Raw genomic sequence first — 15,798 nt, 5'->3', positions numbered from 1 at the left:
TTAAAACTATCAGTCAAACAGGTTTTTTTCTAAAATAAAATCGTAAACTTTTACAACGTCAAATAAAGGAAATGCCCTCATATCATTGAACTTTTGTCCAATTTTAATGAGAGCGATCGCATCTATATATATTCTCTTTTAAAAGCTAATTTGCGAAGGAAAATCAATTCTTTTATGTTACATAATTGCTCCTACTAAATCAAAAGAGATAAGTAAGAACAAGGGTTATAAAATAACTAGCTAGCAATTGCCGTAAAACTTACTTTGCTCTTGCCTAATTCACTCAGACGCCAATTCCTCGGGCAAGTTCCCTACTTGTATAAAATCATTCAATTTTTTCAAATCCCGTAGGTTCGGAATTGTTCGTTCTCATTCGTTCTCGCTCCGGTGGCTCTACCACCGGAGCGAGAGAAAAATTTCATCACCAATCATGAAAATCCCTCTTTCCTACTCCCCACTCCCTACTCCCCACTCCCTATTCCCTTCTTTCACATCAGTGGCGGGCGAGGACTCCCGCACCACAAGAAAAAAAGTTGAGCGCAAACAATAAGAAAGCGCTCAGTTATGAGAAACCCATACCTGAGCGCTTAATTATTCTTTAGAACTGTATTCATACGACATTTTGCCCAGAGATATTTACAGCCTGTAAGGCGAGTTAGGGCGCTGTCTGACTTGATAATCCGTTAATGCTCCTTGAAAAACTACAGTTCTGCCACCTCTTCTAAAGGTAGGGATCTGTCCTTTTTGCACAGCCACATACAAAGCGCTCTGACTCATGCCTAAACGTCTTGCTGCCTCTGCCAGTGAAACACCGTGCCTTTGCATATTCTGTTGCCTTCCTTGCAATCTTAATTAGATTGCTATCTAATTAGAGTATAGCAAATGATGAAGAAAAGTTAAAAAAATTTAATATTTACTTAAAAAATGATAAAAATCTTCTAAATTCTAAAGAAAATATTAAATTTAATCAAATATAACTGATTCGATGAGAATCTAAAGACAAGCTTAAATTTCTCAATTCAAACGGGGTCAGCTAATATAAAGACCCTGAATATAAAACAAATTGGCACCTCCACGGCTTTTAGCTGTGGAGGTGTTAATAAATAGGTAAGCGAGATTCTGTTCCCGACTCTTTACAAAAGAGGAATTTGAATCATAAATTCAGCACCCTCTGCCAGTGTAGAATCACAAGTCAGACAACCACCATGTTTTTCTTCTACTATCTGGCGTGAGATAGATAAACCCAAGCCAGTTCCCTTACTAACAGCTTTTGTAGTAAATAAATGCTCAAAGACTCGCTCTTTGACTTCATCTGACATCCCTATACCGTTATCGTGAATACGAACGATCGCGGCATTCTCACCTTCTAAAACCTCAGTTTTAATTCTAATCTGACAAGGATGAGTTTCCATTTCAGCATAAGAACGATGCACGCTAGCCTCATTCAGTGCATCTATTGCATTGGTAATAATATTCATAAATACTTGATAGAGCGATCCAGGGTAACACTGAACTAGGGGTAAATCACCATATTCTCTAATCACCTCAATCGCCGGACGTTTTTCATTCCCCTTCAAGCGGTGTCTTAAAATCATGAGCGTACTTTCTATGCCTTCATGAATATTGACGCCTAGCTTGTTAGTATGATCGCCACGAGAAAAATTACATAGGCTAGCACTGAGGAGACGGAGGCGTTCGGAACCTACCTTCATGGAGGCTAACATTTTCGGCAATTCCTCCAACAGATATTCTACATCAATCTCTTCAGAGTGCTCCTTAATTTCTGGTATTAAATTAGAAAAATTTTGCTGATAAAGTTGCAAGTGATGAGTAATATTTTGAATAGCAGCTTCAGCTTCATGAAGATTACCGCTAATAAAGCAGACTGGATTGTTGATTTCATGAGCAATCCCAGCAAGCATTTTACCAATAGCAGACATTTTTTCGTTTTGAATGATTTGAATTTCAGCTTGCTGAAGCATCGACTGAACTTCTTTAAGGCTCTGGACAAAATCTAAAGTTCGAGTAATGGTAATTTCTAAATCCTGAAAATCTATCGGCTTATTGATAAAGTCGAAAGCACCTTGATTCATTGCCTGCCTAATGGTTTTCATATCTCCATAAGCTGAGACAACAACCGTTCTAAAATTATAACTAGATTCCCGCAATTTATTCAGCAAAGTCAGCCCATCCATTTCTGGCATATTAATATCAGTCAGAACGAGATCTATGTCTGAATGGGTTTGTATTTGTTCTAATGCCTCTTTGCCATTATTAGCAAAAATAAATTCATACTCTTGCTGAGACACTTTTTTTCTGAAGTATTGACTGATAAGACGCTTTATTAGTAACTCATCATCAACAACTAAAATTTTTGCACTCATATTTTTCTTAATTTCCTTCTCTTCTTCTTAAATATGGTCACTGGTCACTGGTCACTGGTCACTGATTGGCAAGTCAATCATAAATCTTGTAAATTCTCCTAATTCAGTTTGTACTCTAATGTTGCCTTGATGTTGACCAACCACAATGTCATGAACAAGCGATAAGCCAAGCCCTGTTCCTTCTCCTGCAGGTTTTGTAGTAAAGAAAGGATTGAAAATTTTATCAATGTTATCTGCTGCTATACCTTGACCATTATCTTCAATTGTTATTAAGAGTGAATTCTCAAATTTTTGAGTCATTACACTCACTTTTGGCACAAATATTCCACCCAATGTCTTTTGCTTCTGATAAGCAGAATAGCAAGCATTGTCAATAATATTAATCAAAGAACGACTAAGATCTTGAGAAACAATTGCCACTTTTGGTAAAGTGCGATCGCAATCAAGTTCAATGTCAATATTAAACTCTTGATACTTACTTTGCAAACTATGATATACTAGTTGAATTGATTCAGCTATTAAAGCATTAATGTCAGTTATTTGTCGTTGACTTTTGCTATCAGAGCGAGCTAAAAGTAACATATTTTGAATGATACTATCAGCCCTTTTCCCTTGATTTTGAATATCTTCGACATTAGTTATGAGGTCAGTCACAATACTTTTGATATAGTCAACTGTGCCGTTTTCTAATTTCTGACACTGGTTCTCAATTTCTTCTAGCAATTCTTGAGCTAAATCAACAGACAAAGCAGCAAAATTATTGACAAAATTTAAAGGATTTCTAATTTCATGAGCAACACCAGCAGTGAGTTGCCCAAGTGAGGCAAGTTTTTCTTGAGCAACAATTTGCTTTTGAGCGGCTTTTAATTCCTTTGTTCTTTCTTCAACCTTAAGTTCCAGAGTGCGAGAGTAATCTTCTAGTTGCTCGTAAAGTAAGGAATTTTCTAGGGAAATTGCAGCTTGGGAACATAACAGACTTATTGTTTCTAAGCGATCGCTTGTAAACGCCCCCGTACATTGGTTGTTCTCTAAATAAATCATACCTATCAGTTTTCCTTTATTTAAAATAGGAGCGCACAACAAACTTTTTGGCTCTCGATGAATTATATAGACATCACGAGCAAAAGCCGTCTCACTTGCAGCATCATGAATCACCAAAGTTTCTAAAGTGCGAGACACATAATTAATAATGCTGACAGGAAGTTCGGGAGAATTTTGAATTGGCTCCGAGCGCAAATGACAATCTTCACCACTGAAACATTGGATAGCAATTTCCAAATTTTGAACCTTTGGCAAAATGAGAAAACCTTGCTCGGCTCCTGCATTTTCTATGATGACTTGCATTAACTTAGAAAGCAATTTCTCAAGCTGAATTTCGCTAGAGAGGGTTTGGGAAGCTTTGATGACAGATGCTAAATCTAATGCTTCTGAAATAGTTGTGCTGCTAGAACTAAAAGTTTGGGTAATGTTGTGAATGTGTGAAAGTGGTTGACTCACACCGGGTAATGTCTTGTAAGTGTCAAGGTAAATTTTTTCCCGTTGCTGGATGAGGGCGAGTAATTGCGGATAGCGTTTTTCTAAATCCTCAACTTTTGCCTTTGCACCCCAACGTGCGTAGCCATAGTAAGCATCCGTTAAATACGCTTGAGCAATTTTTTCTTTACCCCATTCCAAGTAAAATTTAGCAGCAAGTTCATTCCCAAGGGCTTCTTCATGGATGTACTCGTGTTCTTTGGCTTTGGCAATGGCGCGATCGTAATAATCTATGGCTTCAAGCATTTGACCCCTGACACGAGCTTTTTCAGCTTGAACAAGAAGATACTTGTGTAAAATATTCTCTGGACAATTGTCAGCCCAAAATAACAGGCGTTCTTCAAGTCTTGTGAGTTGCTCCCAATTTTTTTGGCGCTCGCTATGACTTGCTGATGAATGAAGCGCCAAATACATCAGAGCAACATAAAAAAACGTTGAAGGTACTTTACTATGACTGGGAACAAAATTTTCGACAATACTTAATTTGTCAATTAAATGCAACCAAGTATCTCTCTCATCAAAAATATAAGCGTTACGAATCTTGATATAATAGAACCAAGCTAAGTAATAGGGTAAATCTTTATATTTACTCAAATACTTCGCTTCACTAAAATCTTGATTATCAAAAGTAGATTGAGAATAGGTTAACCCTTGCAAATTGTAAATAGGCTGTATCACCCCCGCATACAAAAGTTCTATGATATCTTGATTTTTGACTTGGTAAAGAAAATTCAAATATGTTTGACAAAGCTGATAAAGTTCCGACAAATTTTGACCGCGAGTGAGTCTGTCAGAACAACTTTGAATAATCATGTAGCCAATAGTTACCCAATCACCCGACTCAAGACCAAATTTGTAAGCATTTTCGTAGTAGGTTTCAGATAGCTTTATCGATCTGTTCCAATTGTGGACATCAGCAGCAAACAAGAAATTGGTTTGACACTTAATATAACTGTTGTCAAATTGCTCGCAGAGTTTAACAGCCATTTCTCCAAAGCTATATCCCGTTTTGTAGTCATCAAGTACACCAGCAACTAAGCCATATCCAACATAACCAAACGGAGATGAATCGCTATTTCCATACTGCAATGACAGCGTGGTCATCTTAACTAAGGTAAAATTGCCCAAGGTTTGGTTCCCAATCAGATAAGCCGAATAGAACATAACCTGTAACAGTCTGAGCATTGCTATGATGTTAGGATTGCTCATTTTAGGAGCATCAAGCAGTTCATCGATTTTATGCTCTTTCAGGTAGGTATTAACTGCATTAAGTTCTGCATTCAAAGCAGCTTGTAAAGCCTCTGGTTCTAAAGATATGCTCAAACCCAGTAAATCCAAACTTGCTTTCTGGATTGCGATCGCCTCAGCATACTTACCCTGAAGTTGATACTGAGTCATTTGTATATAATAGATTCCTACTTTATCGAGAACTGTTACTGTACGCTTTAAAGCTTCTGCATAAAGTAACTCAGCTTCTTCAAAATTTCCTGAAAGGTACTCTGTTTCCGAACATTCTTTATAGAGTTCGTAAGTTAAAGTATAGTCATCTTCCCAAGATGTTGCTGAAAGTAATTCAAGACCAATTGTGAAATAGTTTTTAGCAGCTTGGTAAGCTGTAGATAACTTGGCTTTCTGTCCAGCCTGTAAATTTAATTGGGCAAGATTTTGCTTTTCCCGTTCCGTTGAAATTAAATTGCGACTCAAGTTAAAGTGGTTCACAATTTCAAATATTTTCTCTTCCCGTTCCGCTAATGGAGTATTTTTTAACAGCAATTGTCCAATTTTGAGGTGAGTCGCCTGTTTGCTATCCTCAGGAATGAGAGAGTAAGCTGCTTGTTGTACTCGGTCATGGAGAAAGTTATAGTGAATTGCTAATTGCTCGTTGCTAATAGCTAATTGTTCGTACTTGTTAGTTGTTAAGAGTCGATCGTAAGCAGGTTCATTGTGGAAAAATTTGTAAATTTCATTTTTGGGGATGATAAACCCTTCTTGCAGCGCCTTCCACAAATCCATCGCTGTCTCTACTAACGGCTTTTCATACACGATAGTCAAAGTTTCTAAATCAAATTGGTTTCCAATACAAGCCGCTAATTTCAAAACGGATTGAGTTGCAACAGGTAACTTTTGCAATTGTAAAGCCATGAACTCGACAACATCATCAGTGAGCGCTATTGCTTTGACTCGAGCTATATCGCACTGCCAATAACCTTCATCAAAATTAAAATTAATATATCCATCTTCATGGAGCGCTCTGAGAAATTGATTGGCAAAGAAAGGATTGCCTTTGGTTTTTTGATAAACGAGTTGAGTTAAAGGTTCCGCCCGTTGTGAGGAACAATTGAGGGTATCAGCAACGAGATGGTTTAAATCCGATGGATTGAGAGGAGTTAGGGTAATTGTATTCACCATTGCACCAGAAGAGCAGATTTCTTCTAATGTCACTGTTACTGGATGTGCTGCGGAAACTTCATTATCTCGATAAGCACCAATGAGCAACAAATAACGTGTCTCTGTTTCGCTCATTAACAATTGTATTAAGTTTAAAGATGCAGAATCAGCCCATTGCAAATCGTCCAGAAAAATCACCAAGGGATGCTCTTTGGTGGTAAAGACTTGGATGAACTTTTGAAACAGCAAATTAAATCGGTTTTGAGCTGCGTTTCCTGAAAGTTCGGAGACGGATGGTTGTTTGCCAATAATATGTTCTAACTCGGGGATAACTTCAATAATGACTTGAGAGTTCTCTCCTAAAGCTTTGAGAATTTTTGTTTTCCATTTCTCAAGTTGGGGATCGCTTTCAGATAACAGTTGTCCCATCAAATCGCGAAAGGCTTGCACAAAGGCTAAGAAAGGTATATTTCGCAAGAATTGATCGAATTTTCCTCTGATAAAGTAACCCCGTTCTCGAACAATAGGTTTGTGAACTTCGTTGATAACAGCAGTTTTTCCAATTCCAGAAAATCCAGCAACTAACATCATTTCTGCTGGCGAACGGTTCGCGGGTTTAACTGATGAATTATTATCTTGGGAGACATCATTATCTGTTAAGCCTGTTGCAACTCGCTCAAAGGCTTGTAGTAATGTTGTGACCTCCTTTTGACGACCGTAAAGCCGTTCGGGAATTTGAAAGCGATCGCAAATGTCTCGTTGTCCCAGTTCAAAAGTTGAAATAACCTCTGAAGTTTCCCACTGCTGCAAGCAATTTTCCAAATCATACTTCAGACCGAGAGCACTCTGATAGCGATCTTCCGCATTTTTTGCCATCAGTTTACTGATAATTTCAGATAATTGTTGCGGAATGTTAAGATTGAGGCTGTGTGCTTTTGGCGGAAGTTTGGCAAGATGCGAGTGAACCAACTCCATGGGATCGTCTGATTGGAAGGGGAGTTGTCCTGTGAGCAGTTCAAAGAAGGTGACACCTAAAGAATAGAAGTCAGTGCGGTAGTCAATTCCTCGGTTCATCCGCCCTGTTTGTTCTGGAGAGAGGTATGCTAAAGTTCCTTCCAAGACCTCAGCGCTTGTCAGAGTTTGTGTTTCTCTTGGAAGTAAAGAAGCTATGCTGAAGTCAATCAGTTTCACCTCATCGGTTACGGGGTCGATGAGAATATTGGCTGGTTTAATATCTTTATGAATAACCCGGTTGCGATACAGCTTATCTAAGATAGAAGCAATTTGAATGGCAATATAGAAAAATTGCTGGAGAGATAATGTACGTAACTGTTCTTGATTAGTTAGGTAGTCACTAAGAGATATTCCCCCAAATTCCATCACCAGAGCATAGCCGTTGAGATAGTTTTCCAATCTGTAAGTTTGGATAATCCCAGGAAGATTGAGGTTTTTGGCAATGGTGTACTGGTTGCGGAATTTGACCAGTTCGTTGAAGCGGGGGTATTCCTGACGCTGCAGTTTGATAACGACTGATTTTTGGTCAAATTCTCTAGTTCCTCGGTATACCAAGGTTCTCGCACTTGAGTAGAGCATCTCATGAATTTGATACCCAGCTAGTTCTACCATTGTCATTGCCACCCACAGTATTTCTGGTTACATGGTTATGATTCCCGGAAATAGGTTAAGATTAACACTTAGAAAAAAACTGTTTTCCCTCATCCCCAGCTCTTCTCCCAGGGTGAGAAGGTAGCTTTCTCTCAAGGATTTCCAAGAAATAAATTATCTATCTTGTGGGATGTCTGTCCCAGACGTCCTGTATGAGTGGCAGGCGGGACGCCCGCACCACAAGAACTAGGCTGTGAGCTAAGATAAATCAGTGACATTCCTGCATAGGTTAACCTCAGTTTTACCTATTTAAACTGAATATTTTTTGCAACAAAACCCTATGTTTGACTCAACAGTGTTAAAAGGTAAGGAATTGGGTGTATTTAATTGGCACAAGTGGTTAGCAATACCTATTTCCATCATCCTCGTCATTCTTATATCTGTAGGATTGATAGGAATCACCTCTGCTCAAGAGCAGATCATTAATCACCCTCTTGCACCGTTAACAGAGTTAGAAATTAAAACAGCGGTTGCGGTCATCAGAAAAGAGAAAACTTTGACTGAAAGGGCAGCTTTTCCAATTCTAACTTTGCAAGAACCAGATAAAAACGAAGTTTTGAACTTTACACCCAATCGTCCCTTCCAGCGACAAGCTTTTATCGTTATCTACGAGCAAAAGCAAAACAAAACTTACGAAGCAGTTGTTGACTTAAAAACCAAAACCTTAAGTTCTTGGAAAGAAATACCTGATGTCCAACCAGCAATGTTTTTTTCAGAATATGAGTTGGCAGCAAAGATAGTAAAATCAGACTTGCGCTGGCAACAAGCTATGCGAAAGCGCTCGATCGCAAATTTTCAGCAAGTGATAGTTAGCTGCTGGGCACCTGGAATCCTCTCTCAAGAGGAACACAAGACAGGTCATCGTTTGTGTCGGGGTTTGTCTTACTATAAAGGCAACAACTGGAATTATTTGGGTAGTCCCATTGAAGGTGTATTAGCAACTGTAGATTTGAATACCCGTAAAGTTACCAGTTTTATTGACAGTGGCGTAGTTCCTTTCTCCAAGGAAAACTGGAATTACGATCCTAAAACCTTGGGAAAATTACGGCCATCTCCAAAAACATTGAAAATTCAACAGCCTGATGGTGTCGATTTCAGTATTAACGGCAATGAAGTGAGTTGGCAAGGTTGGAAATTTCGCTATCAGATACATCCCCGTGATGGCTTGGTGTTGTATCTTGTCAGTTACAACGATGGGGAAAATATTCGACCAGTGCTGTACAGGGCTAGTCTATCGGAGATGGTAGTACCTTACGGAAATCCTGACCCTACTTGGTCGTTTAGAAATGCCTTTGATGTTGGCGAATATAACTTTGGCACGCTAGCAACCACAATGGAGTTAGGCAAAGAAATTCCAGAAAACGGTATACTACTTGATGCTGTCTTGGCTGACGACAAAGGAAAACCATTAGTGATGCCAGGGGTTATTGGTATTTACGAGCGAGATAAAGGTATGCTCTGGAAACACTATGAGTATAATACCAAGCGTAATGATGTTCGTCGCTGGCGAGAGCTAGTGGTGACAACGACAACTGCGATCGAAAACTATGATTATGGTATCAGTTGGATTTTTCACCAAGATGGCACTCTGGAGGTGGAGACCGATCTAACAGGTATTATACTGGCACAGGCAACAGCTTCCCAGAAGCAATCTGAAAATGAACCTTATGGTAAGTTGGTCGCAAAAAACATCCTGGGGGTAAATCATCAACACATCTTCAACTTTCGTTTGGATATGGATGTTGATAGTCAAGCAAATCAAGTTATGGAGATGAATGTCAAAGCCTTACCCTCGCTTTTGAATAATCCTTTAGGAAATGCCTTTATGGTGGAAGAAAGCCCACTGACAACAGAAACGACTGCTGTGCGCGATCTGGACATGAAACACAGTCGTGAATGGATGATTGTCAGTAGCGATCGCAAGAATACTTTGGGAGCTGCAACTGGATATATGTTAATGCCGGGAGGAAACACCGTATTGTTCCCTGTTGAGTCAGCAGCAATTCGCAAAACAGCTGCCTTTGCAACTCACCATGTTTGGGTAACTAAATATCAGCCTGGTGAACTTTATGCTGCTGGGGATTATCCCAATCAAACTCAAACCGCAAAGGGTTTACCAGAATATATTTCAAATGATGAGTCTTTAATGGGTGAAGATATCGTGCTGTGGTATACGATGGGTGTGACTCATATCCCCAGACCAGAGGATTGGCCTGTAATGTCAACACATCGTGTTGGATTTAAGCTAGTTCCGAGGGGATTTTTTCACCGCAACCCAGCGATTAATTTACCTGAGGTGAAGGCTGTAAAAACAAGAACCTAACTTACAGCAGTTTTCAAGTAAATAAACCACACTTTGTTCTTGTGGTACGGGCGTCCCCGCCCGTACATTTCTCAGAGGGCGGGCGAGGATGCACTTCTCAGAGGGCGGGCGAGGACGCACTTCTCAGAGGGCGGGCGAGGACGCACTTCTCAGAGGGCGGGCGAGGATGCACTTCTCAGAGGGCGGGCGAGGATGCACTTCTCAGAGGGCGGGCGAGGACGCCCACCCCACTCCATGAGATCTATTAATCTGAAATTAAAGTGTACTCGATCGAGGACTGGGCATAGTTTATGACTATTCCTAGTATAAATTCTAGATTTGTTGCAATCTCGATCGGGCAAAGGAAAAGACTTATGTTTAATTACGCACATCCTGAAGTACTTGTTGAGACTCAATGGCTGGCTGAGCAATTGGACAAGCCCAACGTCTGCTTGATTGAAGGGGGTATCAATCCAGAAACCTACAATAACGGACACATTCCCAGTGCAATATTTTGGAACGTTTTCACCGAACTCATGCTTCCTGACGATCGCGCTAATTTCGACCCAGCTTTTATAGAAAAATTACTTGGGCGTTCCGGTATAACTAACAATAGTACTGTCATTGTCTATGGAGAACACCCTGCGATTGGAGCAGCGCTCTTCTGGTTATTGAAAGTATTGGGTCATCAAGATGTGCGCGTCCTGAACGGCGATCGCCAGAAATGGATAGCAGAAGGAGGTTTACTAACGACAGAGCTGCCAAGAGTGGCACCTACTCAATACTCCGTGCAAACCGTTGATGCAGATTTGCGGGTGATGTATGAGAATGTACGACAAGCCATGGAACGGAAAGATTGCGTGTTAATTGATGTGCGAACCTCTCAAGAATATAGTGGGGAATGGTTTAATATTAAACCTCCCGTGGGAGACGAACGTACAGGACACATTCCTGGTGCGATACATATCCCCTATGAACTTACCTTAAAGGAAGATGGAACTTTCAAATCAGTCCAGGAATTGCAGGCGTTGTATAATAGTAAAGGCATAACTGCTGACAAGGAAGCGATCGCATATTGTGCTGTTGGAGGGCGATCGGCACACACTTGCTTTGTCTTAAAGTACTTATTGGGCTATCCGCGTGTGCGGAACTACTATGGTTCGTGGAATGAATGGAGCCGATTTCAAAAATGCACCGATTGAGAAAAATAGCGATCGTTTGAGTTCAACGACAAGCTGAATGCTCTTAGAGATTTATTTGTGCGATCGCAAAATTGTAAAAAAATAAATTTTTGCTGATAAATTATGTTAGACTGTCTTTCGGGAAAAACAAGGCTTATGGTGAACCTCAGGGGTGAAGTGCTTTCACCTCCTTTAGTTGATAACAGGGAAAAAAGTCGTTTACCGCAGCCAATGTTTGCAGTGAGATATTGACTCACTTTTCACCAGCCTCTACAGGTTTGCTTCTACCAAACGTTGCAGCAGAATTGTTAAGCTTTTCCACATCTAATTAGCATAACGTGGAAGGGTAAGATGCCCGTCTTACGAAAATTCGTCATGCAAATTGAATGTGTATAGCTGATTCCTGCTGAATCCAAACGAACAAACTAAGAGGAAGGATTCATGGCATCAAATAACTTGACATTTGAACAGCAGGTCATTGAACTTACGAATCTAGAACGCACTAAGAAAGGGCTTCAACCTCTGAAAGCAAATGCCGAGCTAAATTATGTTGCAGACAAATATGCTCAAGATATGTTCAACGGTAATTTCTTTAGCCACACAGCACCAGATGGCTCAAAACCGTGGGACCGACTAAAGACAATAGGCTATGAAGCTCGAACAGTAGGTGAGAACATCGCGAAAGGTCAACGTACACCACAACAGGTTCTTCAAGGTTGGATGAACAGCAGTGGACACAGAGCAAATATCCTTAACCCTAACTTTACCGAAATTGGTACTGGTTTTGATAACAATCTCTGGGTTCAAAATTTTGGGAGTGGCGATCGCAACCCCATTAGCAGAATACCAAGCTCTTCACAGATTGCATCTAACTCACCCTCGAAATCTGTCGTTCCTACAACCCAGTCTGTTATGGGTTACATAGCATCAGATGACTTTGTCTATGAACCAAACCAAGAAAGTAGTAGTGACATGGACTCCCAAAAAAGTGATTGGCTGCTTAATGGTGGTCTGGATAGCCTCCCATCAGAGGGCGATGGAAGACTTAATGACTCGATCGTCAGTCAGGTTGAAAATGTTGGTTTGATTGAACAGTTTGTACTTGACAATAGACAAATTATAGGTTCCAACAGACCTTTTGAAACACCACCAGGGTTTGCGGCTAATGACTTCTTAATAGGAAATCAAAATACAGAAAATTGGTTTCCACAAATAGAACAAGTTAACTTAGTTTGACGTAATAGACAGGCTTGTGGCAAGGAGAGTTTGCGGAGATTCCTCGCCTGTGATTGCGCTGGTATGATGCTGAAGGCAACTGGATACCAACGGATACAGAACAAGAACAGGCATTGGGGATTGGGATGTCCAAGAAATAAATTATCTATCTTGTGGGACGGGCGTCCTCGCCCGTTCTCTATCTGGTGTGGGCTAGAAGCCCACACCACAAGAGAAAGAGCAAGCAGCAATATCAAATTGTTATCAATTCCAATACGTGATTCCCGTGCAATTGAGTAATCCCGTCTTGGGTGATGGTCACTGTATTAGTAAAGGGGAAAGGAATACCTGAATTTGGTACCACACCTAATGTAATACTCAAAGAGTCTAGAACAGAGGACAATCCTAAATCGGAGAACGTCTGCTCAGTAACATTTCTATTAATGACTTCATAGAACTCATTCGGATTTTGAGAATTCGTCAGGCTATCTTTGACAAACTCAGCCACTGGTAAGATATTGCGGAACTGAGTATTGTCTACTCCCGCTTTGTAGTCTAAGCTAACACTGACGTTGGCGACACTTGACTGTGCTGGAATCACAACATCTTTTAATTCAAAAGAAACTAATGCATCAGTTTTGCCATCAGGAGTGAGTGCGATGGTGTTGCTAAATGCGAAAGGAATGCCAGCATTTGGTGCTACATCCAGTTTGATCGATGCAGAGTCCAAAACCGATGTGAAATCAAAACTGCTATTATTCAGCAGTGACGTGGTGACATTTCTGTTGATGATTTCATAGTAATCATTCGGATTGCGAGAATTCGTCAGGCTATCTTTGACAAACTCAGCCACTGGTAAGATATTGCGGAACTGAGAATTGTCTATTCCCGCTTTGTAGTCTAGATTCACACTGACGTTGGCGACACCTGACTGTGCTGGAATCACAACATCTTTTAATTCAAAGGAAACTAATGCATCAGTTTTGCCATCAGGAGTGAGTGCGATAGTGTTGCTAAATGCGAAAGGAATCCCAGCATTTGGTGCTACATCCAATTTTATTGATGCAGAGTCCAAAACCGATGTGAAATCAAAACTGCTATTATTCAGCAGTGACGTGGTGACATTTGTGTTGATGATTTCATAGAACTCATTCGGATTGCGAGAATTCGTCAGGCTATCTTTGACAAACTCAGCCACTGGTAAGATATTGCGGAACTGAGTATTGTCTACTCCCGCTTTGTAGTCTAGATTCACACTGACGTTGGCGACACCTGACTGTGCTGGAATCACAACATCTTTTAATTCAAAAGAAACTAATGCATCAGTTTTGCCATCAGGAGTGAGTGCGATGGTGTTGCTAAATGCGAAAGGAATGCCAGCATTTGGTGCTACATCCAATTTTATTGATGCAGAGTCCAAAACCGATGTGAAATCAAAACTGCTATTATTCAGCAGTGACGTGGTGACATTTCTGTTGATGATTTCATAGTAATCATTCGGATTGCGAGAATTCGTCAGGCTATCTTTGACAAACTCAGCCACTGGTAAGATATTGCGGAACTGAGAATTGTCTATTCCCGCTTTGTAGTCTAGATTCACACTGACGTTGGCGACACCTGACTGTGCTGGAATCACAACATCTTTTAATTCAAAGGAAACTAATGCATCAGTTTTGCCATCAGGAGTGAGTGCGATAGTGTTGCTAAATGCGAAAGGAATCCCAGCATTTGGTGCTACATCCAATTTTATTGATGCAGAGTCCAAAACCGATGTGAAATCAAAACTGCTATTATTCAGCAGTGACGTGGTGACATTTGTGTTGATGATTTCATAGTAATCATTCGGATTGCGAGAATTCGTCAGGCTATCTTTGACAAACTCAGCCACTGGTAAGATATTGCGGAACTGAGAATTGTCTATTCCCGCTTTGTAGTCTAGATTCACACTGACGTTGGCGACACCTGACTGTGCTGGAATCACAACATCTTTTAATTCAAAAGAAACTAATGCATCAGTTTTGCCATCAGGAGTGAGTGCGATGGTGTTGCTAAATGCGAAAGGAATGCCAGCATTTGGTGCTACATCCAATTTTATTGATGCAGAGTCCAAAACCGATGTGAAATCAAAACTGCTATTATTCAGCAGTGACGTGGTGACATTTGTGTTGATGATTTCATAGTAATCATTCGGATTGCGAGAATTCGTCAGGCTATCTTTGACAAACTCAGCCACTGGTAAGATATTGCGGAACTGAGAATTGTCTATTCCCGCTTTGTAGTCTAGATTCACACTGACGTTGGCGACACCTGACTGTGCTGGAATCACAACATCTTTTAATTCAAAGGAAACTAATGCATCAGTTTTGCCATCAGGAGTGAGTGCGATAGTGTTGCTAAATGCGAAAGGAATCCCAGCATTTGGTGCTACATCCAATTTTATTGATGCAGAGTCCAAAACCGATGTGAAATCAAAACTGCTATTATTCAGCAGTGACGTGGTGACATTTCTGTTGATGATTTCATAGTAATCATTCGGATTGCGAGAATTCGTCAAGCTATCTTTGACAAACTCAGCCACTGGTAAGATATTGCGGAACTGAGAATTGTCTATTCCTGCTTTATAGTCTAGATTCACACTGACGTTGGCGACACCTGACTGTGCTGGAATCACAACATCTTTTAATTCAAAGGAAACAGCTGGCTCAGAACTTAAGCTAACAATCGGTGAAGAGTTTTTCGTTGTTGTCATAATTATGGTCACTCCTAATTGAGAATATACTTGCTCTATCTGAAAGTATTTACGCTTCTAGAAACCTAGGGCTACACATACAAAGCCAGAGAAGCGCAGGCTTCGTTTGTTTAGTCCCAGGCTTCTAGCCTGAGAGGTCATCCAAACCGTATTGAACCCACTCACATCTGTGTGCGCTAGCATTGCTCGTGCATTGACAGAATCAGCAAAAGCCTGCTTTTGGAGACTTAATGAAGTCTACGTCGGAGGAATTTGCCTGCATATTTGCGTTTTCCAATCGTCCGGTGTTTTTTCTAAGTTGGAATGTTCCCATTTCAACGAGATTGCTTAAAAGACTGGCTTACAAAACCCTGAGACATTTTGGGCAAATATCTTGGCTTT

7 protein-coding genes are annotated in these 15,798 nt (G+C 40.4%); 3 read left to right on the top strand and 4 right to left on the bottom strand.

All coding sequences use genetic code 11. The features are described 5' to 3' along the window. Nucleotides 1-636 precede the first annotated feature (636 nt). The 3 genes from WA1_RS03140 to WA1_RS03130 all read right to left on the bottom strand — a co-directional run bounded on the left by WA1_RS03140 (nt 637) and on the right by WA1_RS03130 (nt 7,931). Nucleotides 637-825, bottom strand: coding sequence for a helix-turn-helix domain-containing protein (locus tag WA1_RS03140; protein ID WP_017741466.1), 189 nt, complete (start codon nt 823-825; stop codon nt 637-639). Nucleotides 826-1,133: 308 nt separating this feature from the next. Next, nucleotides 1,134-2,384 (bottom strand): hybrid sensor histidine kinase/response regulator, encoded by a 1,251-nt coding sequence (locus tag WA1_RS03135; RefSeq protein WP_017741465.1) that lies wholly within the window; start codon nt 2,382-2,384, stop codon nt 1,134-1,136. A gap of 51 nt (nt 2,385-2,435) precedes the next feature. Continuing rightward, a complete protein-coding gene (locus WA1_RS03130) occupies nt 2,436-7,931 on the bottom strand; it encodes a trifunctional serine/threonine-protein kinase/ATP-binding protein/sensor histidine kinase (protein ID WP_017741464.1) in 5,496 nt (1,831 codons plus the stop codon). 319 nt (nt 7,932-8,250) lie between these two features. On the opposite strand from WA1_RS03130, the gene WA1_RS03125 reads away from it, so the two are divergent. From WA1_RS03125 to WA1_RS03115, 3 genes are all read left to right on the top strand, one after another. After that, nucleotides 8,251-10,293, top strand: a complete 2,043-nt coding sequence (locus tag WA1_RS03125) for a primary-amine oxidase (protein ID WP_017741463.1) — start codon at nt 8,251-8,253, stop codon at nt 10,291-10,293. Between the two features lie 353 nt (nt 10,294-10,646). After that, nucleotides 10,647-11,474 (top strand): sulfurtransferase, encoded by an 828-nt coding sequence (locus WA1_RS03120; protein ID WP_017741462.1) that lies wholly within the window; start codon nt 10,647-10,649, stop codon nt 11,472-11,474. Between the two features lie 420 nt (nt 11,475-11,894). Next, nucleotides 11,895-12,689, top strand: coding sequence for a CAP domain-containing protein (locus WA1_RS03115; protein WP_017741461.1), 795 nt, complete (start codon nt 11,895-11,897; stop codon nt 12,687-12,689). A 232-nt stretch (nt 12,690-12,921) separates the two neighbouring features. On the opposite strand, the gene WA1_RS03110 is transcribed toward WA1_RS03115, so the two are convergent. Beyond that, entirely contained in the window at nt 12,922-15,417 is a 2,496-nt protein-coding gene (locus tag WA1_RS03110) for a hypothetical protein (protein WP_066612686.1), read from the bottom strand. Nucleotides 15,418-15,798 lie beyond the last annotated feature (381 nt).

The sequence above is a fragment of the Scytonema hofmannii PCC 7110 genome (genome assembly GCF_000346485.2).
Lineage (GTDB): Bacteria > Cyanobacteriota > Cyanobacteriia > Cyanobacteriales > Nostocaceae > Scytonema > Scytonema hofmannii.
Note: the sequence above shows the minus strand (reverse complement) of the source record. Positions and strands in the feature narration are given on the sequence as shown.